16 protein-coding genes are annotated in these 18,848 nt (G+C 68.6%); 11 read left to right on the top strand and 5 right to left on the bottom strand.

Features of this window, described 5'->3' with window-relative positions:
* Positions 1 to 22: 22 nt before the first annotated feature.
* From ACFYPG_RS22990 to ACFYPG_RS22980, 3 genes are all read left to right on the top strand, one after another.
* Positions 23 to 841: a basic amino acid ABC transporter substrate-binding protein gene (locus ACFYPG_RS22990; protein ID WP_387353811.1), complete on the top strand. Its 819-nt coding sequence runs from the start codon at positions 23 to 25 to the stop codon at positions 839 to 841.
* A 77-nt stretch (positions 842 to 918) separates the two neighbouring features.
* Positions 919 to 1,713, top strand: coding sequence for an amino acid ABC transporter permease (locus ACFYPG_RS22985; protein WP_355008611.1), 795 nt, complete (start codon positions 919 to 921; stop codon positions 1,711 to 1,713).
* Positions 1,714 to 1,718: 5 nt separating this feature from the next.
* Complete coding sequence (locus ACFYPG_RS22980; protein ID WP_355008612.1) at positions 1,719 to 2,564, top strand: amino acid ABC transporter ATP-binding protein; 846 nt, start codon at positions 1,719 to 1,721, stop codon at positions 2,562 to 2,564.
* Positions 2,565 to 2,614: 50 nt separating this feature from the next.
* On the opposite strand, the gene ACFYPG_RS22975 is transcribed toward ACFYPG_RS22980, so the two are convergent.
* On the bottom strand, positions 2,615 to 2,959 hold the full coding sequence (locus ACFYPG_RS22975; protein ID WP_387353810.1) for a DUF1801 domain-containing protein: 345 nt from the start codon (positions 2,957 to 2,959) through the stop codon (positions 2,615 to 2,617).
* A 159-nt stretch (positions 2,960 to 3,118) separates the two neighbouring features.
* On the opposite strand from ACFYPG_RS22975, the gene ACFYPG_RS22970 reads away from it, so the two are divergent.
* The 6 genes from ACFYPG_RS22970 to ACFYPG_RS22945 all read left to right on the top strand — a co-directional run bounded on the left by ACFYPG_RS22970 (position 3,119) and on the right by ACFYPG_RS22945 (position 12,208).
* Positions 3,119 to 3,589, top strand: a complete 471-nt coding sequence (locus ACFYPG_RS22970; protein ID WP_355008614.1) for a MarR family winged helix-turn-helix transcriptional regulator — start codon at positions 3,119 to 3,121, stop codon at positions 3,587 to 3,589.
* Positions 3,590 to 3,896: 307 nt separating this feature from the next.
* Entirely contained in the window at positions 3,897 to 4,901 is a 1,005-nt protein-coding gene (locus ACFYPG_RS22965; protein ID WP_355008615.1) for a multicopper oxidase domain-containing protein, read from the top strand.
* A gap of 23 nt (positions 4,902 to 4,924) precedes the next feature.
* On the top strand, positions 4,925 to 8,866 hold the full coding sequence (locus ACFYPG_RS22960; protein ID WP_387353809.1) for a ThuA domain-containing protein: 3,942 nt from the start codon (positions 4,925 to 4,927) through the stop codon (positions 8,864 to 8,866).
* Positions 8,867 to 8,874: 8 nt separating this feature from the next.
* Complete coding sequence (locus ACFYPG_RS22955) at positions 8,875 to 10,404, top strand: OmpL47-type beta-barrel domain-containing protein (RefSeq protein ID WP_387353808.1); 1,530 nt, start codon at positions 8,875 to 8,877, stop codon at positions 10,402 to 10,404.
* Between the two features lie 32 nt (positions 10,405 to 10,436).
* Positions 10,437 to 11,414: a hypothetical protein gene (locus tag ACFYPG_RS22950; RefSeq protein ID WP_387353807.1), complete on the top strand. Its 978-nt coding sequence runs from the start codon at positions 10,437 to 10,439 to the stop codon at positions 11,412 to 11,414.
* A gap of 320 nt (positions 11,415 to 11,734) precedes the next feature.
* Positions 11,735 to 12,208 carry a hypothetical protein gene (locus tag ACFYPG_RS22945; protein WP_387353806.1) on the top strand — a complete coding sequence of 158 codons (474 nt, stop codon included), beginning with the start codon at positions 11,735 to 11,737 and terminating at the stop codon, positions 12,206 to 12,208.
* Between the two features lie 605 nt (positions 12,209 to 12,813).
* Here ACFYPG_RS22945 and ACFYPG_RS22940 read toward each other — a convergent pair.
* Together ACFYPG_RS22940 and ACFYPG_RS22935 are read right to left on the bottom strand one after the other, a co-directional pair.
* Positions 12,814 to 13,392: an HD family hydrolase gene (locus ACFYPG_RS22940; RefSeq protein ID WP_387353805.1), complete on the bottom strand. Its 579-nt coding sequence runs from the start codon at positions 13,390 to 13,392 to the stop codon at positions 12,814 to 12,816.
* Positions 13,389 to 14,516 carry a helix-turn-helix domain-containing protein gene (locus ACFYPG_RS22935; protein WP_387353804.1) on the bottom strand — a complete coding sequence of 376 codons (1,128 nt, stop codon included), beginning with the start codon at positions 14,514 to 14,516 and terminating at the stop codon, positions 13,389 to 13,391. Before ACFYPG_RS22935 ends, ACFYPG_RS22940 begins: the two co-directional genes overlap by 4 nt.
* A 445-nt stretch (positions 14,517 to 14,961) precedes the next feature.
* On the opposite strand from ACFYPG_RS22935, the gene ACFYPG_RS22930 reads away from it, so the two are divergent.
* Positions 14,962 to 15,297, top strand: coding sequence for a hypothetical protein (locus ACFYPG_RS22930; protein WP_387353803.1), 336 nt, complete (start codon positions 14,962 to 14,964; stop codon positions 15,295 to 15,297).
* Between the two features lie 187 nt (positions 15,298 to 15,484).
* Here the strand turns inward: ACFYPG_RS22930 and ACFYPG_RS22925 are convergent, their stop codons facing one another.
* A complete protein-coding gene (locus tag ACFYPG_RS22925) occupies positions 15,485 to 16,621 on the bottom strand; it encodes a DUF1996 domain-containing protein (RefSeq protein WP_387353802.1) in 1,137 nt (378 codons plus the stop codon).
* Positions 16,622 to 16,850: 229 nt separating this feature from the next.
* Positions 16,851 to 17,222: a hypothetical protein gene (locus tag ACFYPG_RS22920; RefSeq protein WP_387353801.1), complete on the bottom strand. Its 372-nt coding sequence runs from the start codon at positions 17,220 to 17,222 to the stop codon at positions 16,851 to 16,853.
* Between the two features lie 365 nt (positions 17,223 to 17,587).
* Here ACFYPG_RS22920 and ACFYPG_RS22915 point away from each other — a divergent pair, with 365 nt between their 5' ends.
* Positions 17,588 to 18,838 (top strand): Ig-like domain-containing protein, encoded by a 1,251-nt coding sequence (locus tag ACFYPG_RS22915; protein ID WP_387353800.1) that lies wholly within the window; start codon positions 17,588 to 17,590, stop codon positions 18,836 to 18,838.
* The last annotated feature ends 10 nt before the right edge of the window (positions 18,839 to 18,848 follow it).

The following is an 18,848-nucleotide window of genomic DNA, read 5'->3' as shown; positions in this document are numbered from 1 at the left end:
GCCGAATCGGAGGGGCACAGCCGTGAGGTTCCCAAGCGTCGTCCGTCAGGCCGGCCTCGTCGTGGCCGTCACCGCCCTCGCGCTGACCGCGGGTTGCGCGAAGAAGGACGACAGCGAGGTCCAGGCGAGCGGGGTCAAGCTGGTCACGGCCGGCAAACTGACTGTCTGCACCCACCTGCCCTACCCGCCGTTCCAGTCCAAGGACGCCAGCGGCAAGGTGACCGGCTTCGACGTCGAGATCATGGACCTGGTCGCCAAGGAACTCGGCGTCGAGCAGACGATCGTCGACACCCCGTTCGAGGGGATCAAGTCCGGTCAGGACCTCAACACCGGCAAGTGCGACGCGGCTGCCGCCGGCATGACCATCACCGAGGAGCGGAAGAAGGTCATCGACTTCTCCGACCCGTACTTCGACGCCACCCAGGCGATGCTGGTGAAGACCGGCAAGACGTACAAGTCCCTCGACGACCTCAAGGGCAAGAAGCTCGGCGTCCAGGCGGCCACCACGGGTCGTGACTACGCCAAGAAGCTCGAGGCGGAGAAGGGCCTGAAGCTCGTCGAGTTCGAGGACCTCGCCGCCCTCCAGCAGGCCGTCGCCAACGGCCAGGTCGAGGCCGCCATCAACGACCTGCCGGTCTGGACCGAGTACCTGAAGAAGAACCCGGCTGGGTTCGAGGTGGCCGCCGAGTTCGACACCGGCGAGCAGTACGGCTTCCCCGTGAAGAAGGACGCCAACCCGGAGTTGCTCAAGAAGATCAACGAGGTGCTGGCCAAGGCCAGGCAGGACGGCACGTACAACACGATCTACGAGAAGTGGATCGGCAAGCAGCCGAGCGCCTGAGCGCCACGCAGTACCGGAGGGCGCGCGTCCCGCGCGCCCTCCGACGTCGGTAACCTCCGGGAAGGCAACGAGCGAACGTGAAGCTGCGACGCCGCCAGCGGGAGCGGCTGTCCCTCGGGCTCCAGTACCTGGTCTTCATCGCCATCATCGCCACGGTGCTCGTCGCCGCGGACTGGGACAGGTTGGCCGACGCGTTCTTCCGCGTCGACATCATCAAGTCGATGTTCCCGACGATCATCACCGTCGCGCTGCGCAACACCATCCTCTACACGCTGGGCGCGTTCGCCTTCGGCCTCGTGTTCGGGACGATCCTGGCGCTGATGCGCCTGTCCCGGGTGGCGCCGTACCGCTGGGCGGCGACGGCGTACATCGAGCTGTTCCGGGGTCTGCCCGCGCTGTTGGTGCTCTTCCTCGTCGGGTACGGCATCCCGATCGCCTTCCCGGAGCGCGAGATTCCGGGCGGGGTGTTCGGTTCGATAGCGATCGGCCTCGGGTTGACCGCCGCGGCGTACATGGCGGAGACGATCCGGGCCGGCATCCAGGCCGTGCCGAAGGGGCAGATGGAGGCGGCGCGGACCCTCGGCATGTCGCACTTCACCGCCATGCGCACGATCGTCATCCCGCAGGCGTTCCGGATCGTGATCCCGCCGCTGACGAACGAGCTCATCCTGCTCACCAAGGACTCGTCGCTGGCGTACGTGCTCGGGGTGACGGCGCAGACGATCGAGATCACCAAGTTCGGTCGGGACATGCTCAACGACCGGGTTAACGCGACGCCGCTGCTGGTGGCCGGCCTCGCCTACCTGGTGATCACCCTGCCGCTGTCGCAGGTGGTACGACGCCTCGAACTCCGCTACGCCAAGGCTCGGTGACCCCGATGACGACCACCCCATCCCGCCCCGCCGTGGAGATCCGCGACCTGCACAAGTCCTTCGGGCCGCTCAAGGTGCTCAAGGGCATCGACTTCGAGGTCGGCCAGGGCGAGGTGGTCTGCGTCATCGGTCCGTCCGGTTCCGGCAAGTCGACCCTGCTGCGCTGCGTCGATCTGCTGGAGGAGCCGACCGCCGGCAAGATCTGGGTGAACGGGGTCGAGATGACCGACCCGGACGTCGAGATCGACGCGGTCCGCCGCGGCATCGGCATGGTGTTCCAGTCGTTCAACCTGTTTCCGCACCTGACCGTCCTGAACAACCTCACCATCGCCCAGCGCCGGGTGCTCCGGCGAGGTCGGGCCGAGGCCGAGCGGATCGCACGGGCCAACCTGGAGCGCGTCGGGCTGACCGACAAGGCCGACGCCTTCCCGGCGCAGCTCTCCGGTGGGCAGCAGCAGCGGGCGGCGATCGCCCGGTCGCTGTCGATGGAGCCGAAGCTGATGCTCTTCGACGAGCCGACCTCCGCGCTCGACCCGGAACTCGTCGGCGACGTGCTCACCGTCATGCGCAAGCTGGCCGAGGACGGTATGACGATGATGGTGGTCACCCACGAGATGGCGTTCGCCCGCGACGTCGCCGACCGGGTCGTCTTCATGGACGGTGGCGTGGTGGTCGAGCAGGGGCCGCCGCAGGAGGTGCTGGGCGCTCCGAAGCACGAACGGACCCGCGCGTTCCTCTCCCGGGTCCTCGACCCGACCCACGTCGCGCAGCTCGGTGCGCCAGCCCAGTCGCCCGCGCCACCGGCGGCCCCCAGCCTGCCGGCTGACGACCGCCACCACCCTGCCGGCTGACGACCGCCACCACCCTCTGAGCGGGTGATTCGGTAGCCGCCTGCGGGCGGCTACCGGGCGGTCGTGGTCTTCTCCAGAATGCTGGCAAGTGCGCCGTAGTCGACGTCCTGCCCTTCCTTGATGTCGACGGCCTTGCGCTCACCGTTGCCCAGTGCCCGCAGGAATCCCTTGACCACCGGAACGTCCGTCGCGTTGAACACCATGAACGACACCTTGTCCTTGGCCACCGCGATGACGGCCGCGAAGTGCCCGTTCTTGAGGTAGTGCGGCTTGCCGTACTGGAGCCGCTCCTCGACATCGGGAATGGTCTGGCTGACCATCGCACGTAGCTTCTCGCAAACGTCGATCTGCCACGGCTGCGTCTTGTTGATGTACTGGGTGACATCGTCGGTCACGGTCTTCTCCTCTGGGTCGTCGCTGCTCAGAAGTGCTGGAGGGTGGCGTACGTCGAAGCGATGATCTTCTTCCCGTTGGTGAGAAGTGGCGATCAGCTGACCAGAACCGTATAGTCATTATTCTTGACCGTCAAGAGTCGTGACTAATTTGGAGGCGCGGTGAGTGACGACCAGCCGGAGCCGGACGTGGGCATGTTGACGGCCGCGTTCATGCGTGCCGTTCAGGACGAGCTGTTCGAAACCCTGGCCGAGCAGGGGCACCCGGATGTGCGGCCGCGCCATGGTTCGGTGCTGGCCTTCCTGGACCGCGACGGGACCCGCGCGACGGAGGTGGCCCAGCGGTCGGGCCAGCACAAGCAGATCGTCGGCACGATTGTGGACGAACTCGTCAACCTCGGCTACGTCTCACGCGAACCCGACCCGCGTGACCGTCGGGCCAAACTCGTCGTGCCCACCGCGCACGGCCTTGACGAGATCTCCCGGGCCCGCGCGATCCTCGCGGCGATCGAGCGACGCCACGAGCAGACGTTCGGCGCAGAGGGCTTCGCCGAATTCAAGGCCGCGCTGCAGCGGATCACCCGTCTGCAGCGGCGGTGGCGCGACGGCCGTGGGGCGCGACCCGAGCAGTAGCGGCGGGGCAGTTCGGGCCCGAGGTGTCGGCCCGTTGCCCGCGGTGACTCGTTCGTCCGGGGCTGTGGCAGCGCGTGTGTCAGCTTCATGTCAATCGACGGACGTCGTGATGTCAAGGTAATCTTTTTGCAATCAGACCTGTACTTTCGTCGATGGATTACATAAGTTGCTGTCATCCATCGAAAGTTCTGAGTCTTCCGAGCAAAGTCCGCGACGAGCCTCACCTCAGTCGTGCCACCGCCCCTGTGCTCGGCGGTCGATGCACGCTGCCCTCGTCGCGTCTTCGCCCGGTCGGGAACGGAGACCCATGGACGATCACGTTGGTGGCCCTCACCGCCACCTGTCCCGCAGATCGCTGATCGCCACCGGCGCGCTCGCCGCCGGGGCGTTGGGCGCGTCCGCCCCAACGATCGGCACCGCGTTCGGCGGCAGCCCCGCCCGGGCCGCCGCCGGTGTCACCAAGAAGATCACCATCTACGCCGAGCAGTTGCCCGGCAACCTGTTCGGGTACGGCCTGGCGCCTGGTCAGGCCACCGTTCCGGGGCCGATCCTGGAGATGTACGAGGGTGACACGCTGGAGATCACCCTGGTCAACACCACCAACCAGCGGCTGTCCATCCATCCGCACGGGGTGGACTACAGCACCGAGTCCGACGGCAGCCCGTTCAACGCCTCGTTCAACAACCCGGGTGAGACGCGGACGTACGTCTGGCGCTCGCACGAGATGGTGGCCGCGGCGGGTCGGCGGTACATGCCGGGCAGCGCCGGCTACTGGCACTACCACGATCACGCGATGGGCACCGACCACGGCACCGGCGGTGTCGCGAAGGGACTGTACGGCGCGCTGATCGTCCGACGGCGTGGCGACATCCTGCCGTCGAAGCAGTTCACTGCGGTGTTCCACGACATGATGATCAACAACAAGATGGCTCCGGCGACGCCGATGTTCGAGGCGAACCTGGGCGAGCGCGTCGAGTGGATCGCCATCGGCCACGGCAACCTGTTCCACACCTTCCACCTGCACGCGCACCGCTGGGCGGACAACCGCACCGGGATGTTGGAGGGGCCGAGCGACCCGAGCCTGGTGGTCGACAACAAGGACCTCAACCCCGGCAGCTCGTTCGGTTTCCAGGTGCTGGCCGGGGAGGGCGTCGGACCCGGCGCGTGGATGTACCACTGCCACGTGCAGACGCACTCCGACGGCGGCATGGCCGGGATCTTCCTGGTGCGCAACGCCGACGGCAGCATGCCGCCGGGCGCCGAGGAGGCGATCCACCGGTTCCAGGGCCACACCCACACGCACGGAAGCTGACCGAACCGAAAGTGGGGACGGGCATGACGAGAAAACTACGACGAACCCTTGCCGCGGTAGCGGCCTTGGCGACACTGCTCCCGGCGACGACGACGGCGGCCGCGGCCGCACCACGAACGGCGGCCGCCCCGCAGGCGGCCACGCCGCAGAGGACCGCCGTCCTGGTGTTCCACGGCCCGGTGGCCGAGCAACAGGACCCGGTGTCGCGCGCTGTGGACACCATCAAACAGCTTGGTGCCGGTCATGACATCGATGTCACGGCCACCACGGATCCGGGCACCTTCACCGCGGCCGGGCTGTCCGCGTACCGCAGCGTGGTCTTTCTCTCCGCGGCGGGCGCCGCGCTGAACCGCGACCAGGAGTCGGCGCTCCAGAGCTACGTCAAGGCCGGCGGCGGTTTCGTCGGTATCGCCGACGCCGCCCGCGCCCAGGTCGACTCCGCCTGGTTCACCGGGCTGATCGGCACCCGCCCGGCCGGCGCCATCCCGGTAGCCGAGCCGGTGACCCGGGTGACCGCCAGCGGCGAGAACCCGCCCAACGAGACCAAGGAGAAGCTGACCGACGGCGACGCCAACACGAAGTGGCTGGTCCGCACCCCGACCGCCTGGGTGGCGTACGAGTTGAGCGCACCGAAGAAGATCACCGGGTACGCGCTCACGTCGGCAAACGACTCCGCCGGCCGGGACCCGAAGGACTGGACCCTGCAGGGCTCCACCGACGGTCAGAGCTGGACCGACCTGGACCGCCGCACCGGGCAGACCTTCCCGGACCGCTTCCAGACCCGCCGGTTCGACATTGCCACGCCGCAGGAGTTCACGCGCTACCGGCTCAACGTCACCGCGAACAGCGGTGAACCGCTGGTCCAGCTCGCCGACCTGCGCCTGTTCACCGGCAGCACCACCGCTCCGGAGCCGCCCGCGGTGAACCGCGCGGTGGTGAACATCCTGGACCGCAAGCACCCGGCGACCGCGTCGCTGCCGCTGACCATCACCCGGTCCGACCGCTGGGAGAACTGGGACCCGAACCCGATCGGCACGGTGCACACCCTCGCCCAGGTCGAGGAGCGGCACTACAACCCGGGGGCGGCCGCCAACGGCGCCTTCCACCCGGTGTCCTGGTGCCGGGACTACGACGGCGGCCGGTCGTTCTACACCGGCATGGGCCACACCGAGGGCAGCTACGGCGAGGAGGCGTTCCGCACGCACCTCACCGGCGCCCTCAACTGGACCACCGGTCGGGTACGCGGTGACTGCCAGGCCACCATCGCCGCGAACTACAAGGTGGAGCGACTCACCGCGGCCAACCAGACCGGGCAGTTGGACCAGATCGGCGAGCCGCACGGGCTCACCATCGCGCCGGACGGCACTGTCTTCTACGTCGGCAAGGCGGCCTGCCCGAGCGGCCCCATCGCGGACTGGAACAACCCGAAGGTCGGCCTGGGCTGCGGCACCATCCACTCCTGGGACCCGCGAACCAAGCAGGTCAAACTGCTCACCACCCTGGAGGTGATGGGCAACCGGGGCAGCGGATCCGAGTTGGTCAAGAACGAGGAGGGTCTGCTCGGCATCGTGCCCGACCCCGCCTTCGCCGAGAACGGCTGGCTCTACGTCTACTGGATGCCGCACGACTCCGTCGACCCTGTGAAGCGGGTCGGTCAGCGGACCGTCTCCCGGTTCACCTACGACCGGCAGGCGCAGACCATCGACCAGGCCACCCGCAAGGACCTGTTGCAGTTCCCGGTGCAGATCCACAGCTGCTGCCACGCCGGCGGCGGCATGGCGTTCGACGCCAAGGGCAACCTCTACGTCGGCTCCGGCGACAACAACTCCTCGGAGGGGTCGCAGGGTTACGCCGGCAACAACTGGACCGAGGAGTACCAGGGCATCTCGTTCCAGGACGCCCGTCGCACGTCGGGTAACACCAACGACCTCGCCGGCAAGATCATCCGGATTCACCCGGAGCCGGACGGCACGTACACCATCCCGGAGGGCAACCTGTTCCCACCGGGCACCGAGAAGACCCGGCCGGAGATCTACGTGATGGGCGTACGCAACATCGCCCGCCTCCAGATCGACCCGGTGCACCAGTGGCTGACCGCCGGCTGGGTCGGCCCGGACGCCTCGTCGCCCAGCCCGACCCTGGGCCCGGCGAAGTACGAGACGGCCACCATCATCACCTCCGCCGGTAACCAGGGCTGGCCGTACTGCATGGGCAACCGGCAGCCGTACCGCGACCGCAGCAACACCGACGCGACAGTGCTCACCGGCTGGTACGACTGCGACAACCTGAAGAACACCTCGCCGCGCAACACCGGACTGGAGGACATCCCGGCGGCCCGGGACAACATGATCTGGTATTCGCCGGACGGTGGCGGCCCGGTGTTCCCGAAGCGGACCGACGGCAGCGGCCTGCCGACCTACGTGGCGGCCGACGCCACCTACACACAGCCGTACCTGCGCGGCGGCGGGCAGGCCATCATGTCCGGCCCGACGTACCACCGGAGCCTCGTCGACACCGCCAGCGGCGTGGCGTGGCCGGAGCACTGGGACGGCAAGTGGTTCATCGGCGACCAGTCGAACGCCGCCAACCGGGTCGCGGTCACCGTCGACCCGGCCGGCGTGCCGCAGGCCGCCCCACCGGTGTACGCCGAGTCGCTGCGGGCCATCATCCCCGGTGGCAACGGCGACACCCGGTTGCAGAGCTGGATGGACGCGAAGTTCGGCCCGGACGGCGCGCTCTACCTCCTCGACTACGGCGGCGGCTTCTTCAGCCTGCACGCGAACCAGAAGCTGATCCGGGTCACCTACACCGGCGGGGCGCCCACCCCGGCACCGGCGGCGACCTCGGTCGCCGTGCAGAACAAGCCGCTGACCATCGCCTTCACCGGTTCCCGCTCCGGCGGCGTGAGCCACCGCTGGGAGTTCGGCGACGGCGCCACGTCCACCGAGGCGGACCCTCGGCACACGTACGCCACTGTCGGCACCTACACCGCGAAGCTCACCGTCACGTACGCCGACGGTCAGACGGCGACGGTGCAGACCACTGTGACGGTGGGCTGCGCGGTGCCCGACGACCGGTCGACGGTATGGCTCGGCGACACCGACACCGGGGTGCCCAGTCGCACGGTCGGGCAGGGCTGCACGGCCAACGACCTGATCGACGACGAGAGCACCTGGACCGACCACAACGGTTTCGTCCGGCACGTCACAGCGGTCGCCCGCGCGTTGCAGAACGACGACCTGCTCAGCACCCGTGAAGCGGGCACCCTCACCCGCCTGGCCGCCGCGTCGGAGATCGGCAGGGAGGGGCACACCGGGTACGAGCCGCTCTTCGACGGCACCACCGAGTCGCTGCGCGGTTGGCAGCAGGCGCCGTCGGGCCAGTTCGACATCCAGCCGGACGGGTCGCTGCGCTCCAGCGGTGGCCTGGGCATGCTCTGGCACACCAAGGAGTTGGGCGACTTCTCGCTGAAGTTGCAGTTCCGGGACATCGCCCCAGGCACCGGCCGGGCCAACACCGGAGTCTTCATCCGGTTCCCGGACCTGCGAACGCCCCTGGACCAGCGGCCACCGGACAGCTGCGGCACTGTCGGATCGGCGCGGACCTCGCCGGCCTGGATGGCGATCTACTGCGGACACGAGATCCAGATCTACGACGGTGACACCGGTGAGCCGCAGAAGACCGGCTCGGTCTACAACTTCGACCCGGTGCCGCTGGCCCAGGCCGGCGTCACGCCGAAGAACGAGTGGAACGACTACGAGATCCGCGCCGTCGGGCAGCACTACACGATGATCCGCAACGGCGTGGTGATCAACGAATTCGACAACACGCCGGGCAAGCAGTCGTCGCGAGCCGGCGACCCGCCGACCGACCTGCGGCAGTTCCTGCGCGGCTTCATCGGGCTGCAGAACCACGGTGACAACGACCTGACCGAGTTCCGCAACATCCGTGCGCGAGAACTCTAGGAGTGACGATGACCCGACGACTGACGGCCGCGCTGGCGGCGTTCCTGCTCACGGTGATCCCGTTGGCAGTGACGCCCGCCTCCGCCGCCCCGCGCGTCGCCGCCGACCAGGTGTTGACCTGGACCGCCGACGACAGCATCACCCGATACAAGTCCGCGCCCACCACGGCGGTGGCCGGAGCGACCACGATCATCTGGGAGAACAGCGCGGCCACCGGCAACACCACCGGGATGCCGCACACCCTGACCTTCGACACCAGCACCGAGGGCTACAACCACGACGTCACAGTCAACATCCTGGCCAGCCCGTTCGACGCCAACGACGGCCGCCACCAGGCGACAGTGACGCTGACCCCCGGCCGGTACCGGTACTTCTGCTCGATCCCCGGCCACAGCTCGATGGTCGGTGAACTGGTGGTCACCGACGGCGGTGGCGGTGGCGACACCACCGCGCCGACAGTGACCGCCGCGGTCTCCGGCGACCAGGACCAGGACGGCAACTACCTCGGCGCTGCCACTGTGACAGTGACGGCCACCGACGCCGACTCGGGGGTCCAGACCGTCGAGTACCAGGTCGACGACACCAGCTTCCTGCCGTACACCGACCCGGTGCGGGTGACCGCGATCGGCGACCACGCGGTGCAGTTCCGCGCCACCGACCAGGCCGGCAACACCAGCGCCGTCGGCTCGGTGGCGTTCCGGATCGTCGAGCCGGGGGAGGAGGACACCACAGCACCGGTGGTCACGGCCGCGCTGGCCGGCGACCGCGACGGCGACGGCAACTACATCGGTACGGCCACCGCCACGCTGACCGCCACCGACAGCGGATCCGGTGTCGCCACCATCGAGTACGCCCTGGACGGGGCGGCCTTCACCGCGTACGCGAACCCGATCGTGGTGAACACGGCCGGGATGCACATGCTGCACTACCGGGCCACCGACGTCGCCGGGAACACCTCGGCGGAGCAGATGTCCCACTTCACCGTCGTCGAGCCGCAGGCCGAGGACACGACTCCACCCACCGTCGCCGCCACGGTGGCCGGTGACCGGAACGACGACGGCGGGTACGTGGGCGGCGCGACCGTCACCGTCACGGCCACCGACACCGAGTCGGGCGTGGCGAAGATCGAGTACGCGCTCGACACCGGGGGCTGGACGGCGTACGCCGCTCCGGTCGCCGTCCGCGCACCCGGCGCGCACACAGTCCGCTACCGGGCGACCGACGTGGCGGGGAACTCCTCCACCGAGCAGTCGACGTCGTTCACCGTGGTGGCCGACAGCACCGACAGCTGCCCCGACTCGGACACCCGGGCCACTGTCGTCATCGACGGTGGCGACACCGGCGTGCCCAACGTGGACACCGGCGACGGCTGCACCATCAACGATCTGATCGACGAACACGCCGACTACCCCGGCCACGCCGAATTCGTCCGACACGTCGAAGCGGTCACCGCCGCGCTCGTGACCGGCGGCACGCTCGACCGGCGGCAGCAGGGCGCCATCGTCCGGGCCGCGGCCCGATCGGACGTCGGCGCATGAGTCCTCGAACCTCACCGACAGGGAGTACCACGATGCCCGGACGTACCGTCGCCAAGCTGGCCACCGTGAGCGCCGTCATCGCGGCCTCGGTGCTGGCCGTGGCGCCCACCGCACACGCCGACCTGGTCACCCACTGCATCGGCACCGGCGGCGCGGTGACAGTGCCCAACGACCTGCTCGTGCCCGCCGGCGAGTCCTGCGCGCTCACCGGCACCACGATCACCGGCAACGTCACCGTCGCGGCCGGCGGCAACCTGGTGGTGACCGGTGGCCGGGTCAGCGGTGAGGTACGCGTCGCCGCCGACGGGTACCTCGACGCGACCGAGACGACAGTCGACGGCCAGGTGGTGCTCGCCGCCGGTGGGTACGGCGTCTTCCTGAAGGACGCCCGCACCGGCACCGTGACAGTGCGGCCGAAGGGCTCCACGACCATCGACAGCTTCCTGTTCGCCGAGGGGTCGACGGTCGCCGGGCACGTCACCGTCGGCGCCGGCGAGGTCCGGCTCGACCAGGGCACCCAGGTGCAGCGCAACCTCAGCAGCACCGGCACCTACTACACCGACCTGCACGACTCGTTCGTCGACGGCACGCTGTCGGTGCTCAACAGCGCCACCGGCAGCGTGGTGTGTGGCAGCGCCGTCCAGGGCCGGGCCACCTTCGCGGGGAACCTGGGTGGGGTGCAGCTCGGCCCGAACGGTGGGCTCGACAGCTGCGCCTCCGGTGGCTACTGGGGTGCTGACGTCAGCATCACCAGCACCACCGGCGGTGTCACCGTGGACGACAACATCATCAACGGGCAGTTGACCGTCACCGGCAATGACCCGGTCGCCCAGGTGGCCGCCAACAACCGGATCCGCGGTGGCGTGACCGGTGACCAGGCGGCCGCGACCACCAACCGGTCGGCCCGGGTGGCCGGCCCGGACCGGGAGGACGCCGGCGACCAGCGAGCCGAGGTCCGCCGTACCTCGGCGGTGCAGGAGGCCACCGAGGCGGGCGTGGCCCGGCTCTAACTGATCGACGCCACGGCGGCCGGCCACCCAGCGGGTGACCGGCCGCCGCCGTCGTACCGGGTCCGACCCATCGCGGCGGCATTTGCGTGCCGCGGACGAGTAACTGCCTCCTGCCGTCGGTGAATACACGCCACGCTGCTCGTGAGCTGACGATCCAGCGCTGCACGTTGTCGACGCCTTGATGGCGGTACTCCAAGGCTTGGACGGCGACCCCATCGAGACGGGGCGATGCGACGGCGCTCGGGAATGGCCGCCATACAATCGCGGTAAGGCGGAGCGCCAGGCCGAGACTCCGGCACCGTTGTGAGGGAGGGGTCAGGATGTTCGGCAGGATGTTTGACGCGATGATCGGCAGGATCATCGGTTCGACGAACAAGCACAGCGAGCTGATGGACCAGCTCAGGCCCGACCTGAGTCGGGAATCGCTCGGCGTCGGGCCCGACTTCCCCGGGATCGCCCCGAACCCGCTGATGAGCAGTGATGCGCGGAATCGCAATGCGGAACTGCGCACGGGGGCGCTTGCGCTCGGCGTTCTCGTCGACTGGCGGGAGTTGAACAGCAACCCTCGCGTGGCCCTGATGTTCGACGTGGAGACCGCCGACGGCATCTCGTTCCGCGGTATCGCAGACGAGGGCCTCACGATCACCGAGCTCACCCGACTCGCCCGAGGGCAGACGTTGCCCGTGCGCTACCGGCCGGCCGTCATGGACCACTACGTCGCCCTTGCCCGGGACGCGGACCCCGCCCATGTGCAGCAACTCGCTGACGAGATCGCGCGCCGCAAGCGCACCTGATCCGAAGCCATTGAGCGTTCTTCGACTGACTTGTGCTGGTGGGGACGGGTTCGGGTGCCCCGACAGCGGGTTGAGGTGAGGCTCCCGGTAGGACAGCGATCGACCACGGAAGGTGCCCCCACCGGGAGCCGCGTCGCTGTCTCACCCCACCTCGATTCCGTTGTCCAACCGATCGTTGAACCACCTCGCGGACCTGATCCGCGCCCACCGCTACCAGCAGCGGTCCCACTGGCGTCGACTCAGCCCCGGCCGGCAGGCCCTACTCGCACTGGCTCATCTCTTCACTGCGGCGATGGCGCGTTCGCCACGAGCACGGAACAGCGCGTGTGCCCGGTTGACCGGGTCGACTGCTGTCTTACCTGGCGCCTCGCCCTCATCGATCTCCGGGGCCTGCCGCACCCCCTCCGAACTGCAAAATCAGCTTGGAGAAGGCTCAGTTGTCGAGTGTCGGCGTCCGGTGCACGTCGTTGACCGCCTCGGCCAGGTCGGTCAGCGACCAACGACAACGATCGACGGCAAAGCCCGACGCAGGTCAGCGGCCGTTCGGTCCGGATGGCGTTCGTCTGCCGAGCGCCTTCTACATTGGAACGCCAAGTGTTGAACGCTTAATGCTGCGGCGGGGGTGTGAGCCAGGCGAGGAGTTGCCCGGTGAGGGCGGCGTCGGCAAGGCGGTGGGCGCTGGCGGTCTTCAGGGCGGCTCGTGAGCTGTCGATCCAGCGCTGGACGTTGTCGATGCCCTGATGGCGGTACTCGACGGCTTGGACCAGGCATTCCAGTTTGTCGGCGTCGCGGGCGACGACAGCTTCCAGCGTCTCGCCGGCTTCGTATTCGGCGACGGCGGCGGTGATGACGTCGGCGACGGCTGGGGGACAGGCGGCGACCTGGTCGGCGGTGACGGCGGTGTTGGGTACGGCGGTCAGGTAGCGCTTGGCGATGTGTGGGATGTCAGTGATTCGGGTTTCCTGGGTGTCGTGCAGGGTGCAGAGCATCGACACTCGGGCTGGGTCGGCGCCCTCCATGGCGGCGAGCATCATTCCGATGAGCGCTGTTCGGAAGGAGTGTTCGGCGATGGATTCGGGGTGCTTGACGCCGGCGAACCACCAGCCGGTGCGGGCGGCGCGTTTGAGGACGCCGGCTTCGAAGATGAAGTTCATCGCGCCGGCGGCGTCGTGGTCGTCGGTCATCTGCCCGTCCCTGTGCCGGTTAGTCCGTCCGCCCGCAGGCTGTAGACGATAGAGGTTAGTTCCTTCCGTGACTGCGCGGAGATTCGGTCACTGTCCAGCAGCGGGCCACTGCGGTCGAGGAGCGCCCGAGTAGCGGCGGGGTTGTCGAGAGCGAGACCGCGTCGTGCGGCCAGCAACGCCCAGACGTTGTGGATGTTGAGGTCGACGAAGGGATGCCCCGGCTCGAGACGGTGCACCAGGTGCCGAAGAAGGATTGAGCCATGCCAGTCGTCGAGCGCTTCGGGCATGAAGGAGTCGTCGCGGTGGCGGTACGGGATCTCGCCCACCCAGTAGGCCGAGTAGTTGAGGGCCGCCCGCTCGCAGGCGTCGTCGGGATGCGCGCGAGCGATGAAGTCCCGTAACGGCTCCGGGTCGCCCTGGTTGGCGAGGGACGTGACGACGGAGCGGGCATCAGGCCACAGCGGTGACCAGGTGCGGAAGGTGGCCGTGCGGTGTGTTCGGGCGGTGGTCTGGGTGAGCCAACCTGCTGCTGCCTTGGTGGGGTCCATCCCAGCAAGGAAGCACGCTTGCCGGTGTAGCAGCACGTTTCGGTGCCGTCCGGCTGCGGCGCGATCGGCGAGCACGTGAAGGTGAGCGAAGAACGCACGTTGCTCGTCGACGGGCAGGGTCGGCCCCGACGCGACTGGACCCCGCCGGGGAGGGGTGATGGGTAGCCCTCTGGCGAAGGTCGGTGTCTGCCCGAGGACGGCCCAGAGGATCAAGTCGGTCAGACGGTGGGTGAAGACGGACCAGCCCAGCGGATGTTCGGCGAGGTCGCAGCGGTCCACCGGTTCGTTGAGGACGGCGGCGAGGATGAGATCCGCCTCGGCGGCGTCGTCGAGTGCCGCGAGCAGGAGTGTGTTCGCGCCGAGCCGTCCGAGCCGGCGTCGGACGGCGATCGCCTGCCCGAGCGGTACCGCGGGGAACGGCCGGCGTCCGGATTCCCAGCTCTGCACGGTCACGCGATCGACGTCCAGGTCGACGGCGAGCTGCTCCTGCGTGAGCGGGATGGACTCCCGGATCAGCTTGAACAGGTAGCCGGTCACCGCGCCACGATGCGGTGCTGATCGTCCGCGACCTGTCATCCGTCACCCCTACGTTGACCCGTGGTCGACGTTCCGCCGTGAAACCAAAGCTGCGGCAGCCCATCTGGCCTGCTCACGCGTACTGCGGGTGAGTCCAACCATCGTCGTCGTGATCGTAGCGTCGCAGTTACCGAACGTTCCAGATCCGGTCCCGTCGTTCCGGGATCGGCCGTGCAGTGCTGCCCGGTGGAGGGAGCCAGCGATGCGGGACAGGACACCACCATGGCGACGAGTGACCTACGACCAGTACCTGATCGCCGCCGCGATGACCCTGGCACGGCGACACCGCCCGGCGTGGTCGTGGCGGAGGTGGAGCTGGATCTGCCGCTGTGGGGCGTCACTGCCCTGTCGTAGCCGACACCGGATTCCAATGAACCGGGGGCACTGGCCAGCCGAGGAGGAGCAGTGAGCAACGAAGCGTGCAACTGGCGGCAAAGGACGGTCTGTGCGACGGCTGCCGGGCGTGGTGGGCACCGCCCACGCCGTACCCCTGCTGCCAGGTGGGCTGGGCGACCAGCCGGCAGGCCCGGTCGATGACCGCGGCGCTGCTCGGAGGCCGCGCATGACCACGCACGGCCCGGTGCTGCCGATCTGGAGCTGCGGCGGCTGCGATGCGCCCTGGCCCTGCCGCACGCGGCAGCGCGAGCTACGCGCCGAATTCGACGACGCTCCGATCTCCCTAGCCATCTACCTGGGTGCCCAGCTGGTGCGGGCGTCCGAGGACCTGACCTGGGCGCCGGCGGGTGCGCTGCACAGACGTTTCCTCGGCTGGCTTCGATGAGTCTCCTGCGGTCTGGCGACGAGAAGGTCCGCATCCAGCGCCTCGTCTGATGCCGGGCCTCCGACCAGGCGAGGAATCCGGTCTTCGATACCGCCCGGTGGCTGAGCCGTCCACCGGAGACCTCGTTACGTCTCGACCTGAGCTGGCCCACGACGATCCGTGGGCCAGCTCAGGTCGAACGATCGCTCTAGAAGTTACCGGCCGAGTTGCACTTGACGCCCTGGTCGAGGCAGTTGCGCACCCGAGCGGCGAGCGCCTCGTCCTTCCACGCGTTGAAGAAGTCCGCGTGCATGGAGAACGACGTGCCGGACGCGAGGGTGATGCCGTCGGTGTTCGCGCTCAACGGGTACGAGATCACGAAGGACACCGACGGGACGGGCACCGGGTGGCTCTTCGGGCACGCCCCGGTGTGGTCCCCGTTGGCCATGTGCGCCTTGTGGTCGGGGCTGTCCAGGTGCTTGCCGTCCCAGCAGTCCGGGAAGGTGATCTGCCGGACGATGTTCGCGGTCTTGGCGCAGACCGGGAACGTCTTGTCGGCGCTGCGGCCGATCTCGCCGCCGATGCCGGCGCACCAGAAGTGGTTGCCCTGCTTGTCCGGGGTGTCGACCTGGGTCTTGGCGTTACCGGTGATCATTCGCAGGCCGAACGGGAAGGGCTGGGTCCTGCTCGGGTCCTTCAGGCGGGAACCGTAGTAGACGGTCACCTCCTTCGGGTCCACGACCTTGCCGTTCTGGTACATGGTCGGCACCCAGTAGGCGGACTGGTCGTCCGGCGAGTTGCAGGTGGTCGCCTTGGACGCCCGCAGCGATTCGGCCGTCGAGTTGGCGTCGGTCGACTTGTTGCCCCAGAAGGTGTGGTTGTGCGAGCCACCCACCAGCTTCGGCAGCACGATCGGGTCGTCGCTGTTGTGGTGGCTGGTCGTACAGCCGACGTTGAATTCGGGCACCTTGACCGGGTTGCCGGTCACCGGCTTGGGTTTGCGCGCGAAGAACGCCTTCGTCGCGGCGGCCTGCGCGCCAGCGTCGATGGTGATCCAGCCGCCGGATGCGGTGGGCGGGGCGGCGCTGGTCGCCGGCGTTCCGGGCTTGCCCGGCGCGGACGGGGTGGCCGAGGTGCCCGGGGCGCTCGGCGTGGCCGACGGGTCGCCCGGGGCGGTGGCCATAGGCGCGTCCGGGCCGGACGAGCCGATGCCGGTGTCGCTGGACGGGCCGGATGCGCCGGGGGTTCCCGGTGCCTCCTTGCATCCGCCGGCCAGCGCCAGGCTCACCAGCAGCAGGGCGGTGACGGAACGACGGTGTCGAGGGGTGGAACGGAGATTTATCAACGGGGGCGCACCTTTCTTCCGAGAGGGAAGAATACGAGTGGACCCCCTGCCCGCTTCCAGTTGGAACGATTAATTCTCCCTTAAATAGCGCTCAGCGATTGCCTGGTCAGCTTTGTGGAGTCGCCGTGATGTCGGCTCGATCTCAATTCTCTGATTCTCTCCAAAAACCGTAATCGGCGGCAGCGGCGGCACTCTGCTTACCTGCCGGCTTTCCCGGCCGCCGTCCCGCTCAACACTTGTCGCGTGCCTTGCGCAGGAAGGTCTCCCGCGACACGACCTTCGTTGACCTGCTTCCGTGCGACACCAACACCTGGTCCGGGCCGATCCGTGGCAGGTCCGCGAGGGTGAAGTCCACCGAGCGGGCCTCGCGGCGGCTTGACCCGTCGAGGGTGTAGGTGACACCGGCCCGAAATTCGGTGAGCAACTCGACGTCCACGTCGGAATCAGGGCGGTCGACAGCGTCGGCGACCTCCCAGCCCTCCGGCGGCTGACCCAACAGCGCCACCTCCACGACCTCGCTGGCGGGCGGGCCGCCGATGCTCCATCTGATCAGGGTCCGTTTGCCCGGATCACCCTGATGGTCGTTCTCGAACGCACGCATATTGGCGTCAAGGCCGTCGCAGGTGACCAGTACGCCGATCGGTTGGCCGTCCTGAACGGCGAGAGCAACAATCGGTTCCTCCGCCGGTGAGCAGGCGGTCAGGAGGAGGAGGGGGAGCGGGAACAGAATCCATGGACGTCGTCTTCCGCGCATGTCGCCAGCCTTCCAGCACAGCATCACGCTTCGATGCCCCGAGGATCACGAAAGGGGGAGTGACCGACGGACCCGGGCCGTGCGCGGTGCCGAACCTCTCCACCTTCGTTGGGTGATTTCCGGAAACAGCGCGGGGCGCCCTCCACGCGGAGAGAATTGCCGCCACGGAGTACACGGAAGCCGGGGGACGTTCGATGGTTTTACGGAGGCGCATGGCGCTCGTCGCGGTGGCCGTCGCGGCGACACCGCTGGTCCTCGGTGGGTGCACCACCGAGCGAAAGGCCGCCGTACGTCCCGCCGAGCAGGTGGTGCCCTCGCCCGAACTGACCGTCACGCCGGCCGATCTCTCCCGGAACGTGCCGCTCAGCGCCGAGGTGGTTCCGCTCGTCACGGGTGGAAAGATCACCGCCGTGCGCATCGTCGACGAGGCGGGCACGGCGGTCGGGGCGCAGCCGCGCGAGGACGGCTCGGCCTGGGTGCCGACCGCCCCGTTGCGCCCGCAGCACACGTACACCGCGTCGGTGACCGCCACCGGCGACTCCGGGCGGACCACCACCCGCACCAGCAGCTTCACCACCGCGGCGGCGTCGACGAAGCCGCAGGTGAGCAGCACGCTGTACTTCGCCGACAAGCAGACGTACGGCACCGCGATGCCGGTGACCATCGGTTTCGATCCGCCCATCGCCAGGTCCGCCCGCGCCGACGTGCAACGTCGTTTGTTCGTCACCACGAGCCCGCCGCAGCCGGGCACCTGGTCCTGGGTGGACGACGGCAGCCAGGTCTACTACCGCGCTCCCGACTTCTGGCGACCCGGCACGACCATCAGTGTCCGGGCGGGCCTGACGGGTCTGCCGATCGGGAAGAGCCACGTTGGTGACGCCGACCGCACCGCGACGTCCCGGATCGGACGGCAGGTGTCGCTCGAAGTCGACAACGCCACCAAGCAGATGCGCGTGCTACGGGACGGCAAGCTGATCCGCAGGATCCCGGTCAGCCTGGGCAAGCGCAGCACCCCCACGTCCAGCGGCAAGATGGTGATCATGGAGAAGCACCAGTACACCACGTTCGACACGCGCGGCGAGCCGAACGGCGGCTACGTGGTGAACGTCGAGGACGCGCAACGGCTCACCTGGGGCGGCGAGTTCATCCACGGGGCACCCTGGTCGGTGTCGGATCAGGGACACCGCAACGTCTCGCACGGCTGCACGAACATCTCGGCGGCCAACGCCGACTGGTTGATGGGCGTCACCCGGGTCGGTGACCTGGTCACCTTCACCGGCACCGAGGTCCGGCTCCAGTCGGGCAACGGCTGGACGGCCTGGAACACCAGTTGGGGCCAGTTCGTCAAGGGCAGCGCGCTGCCCGTACCCGCGGATCTGCGACCGGCCCCGGCGTCGACGCCGCCCGCCCGTGCGGTCGCCGGTGGCGTGCCGACGCCGGGGCCGTCCGCCTCCGCAGGCTGAACCACCGGGC

The sequence above is a fragment of the Micromonospora sp. NPDC005553 genome (assembly GCF_042871765.1).
Taxonomy (GTDB): domain Bacteria; phylum Actinomycetota; class Actinomycetes; order Mycobacteriales; family Micromonosporaceae; genus Micromonospora.
This window is presented reverse-complemented; position numbering and strand designations above follow the sequence as displayed.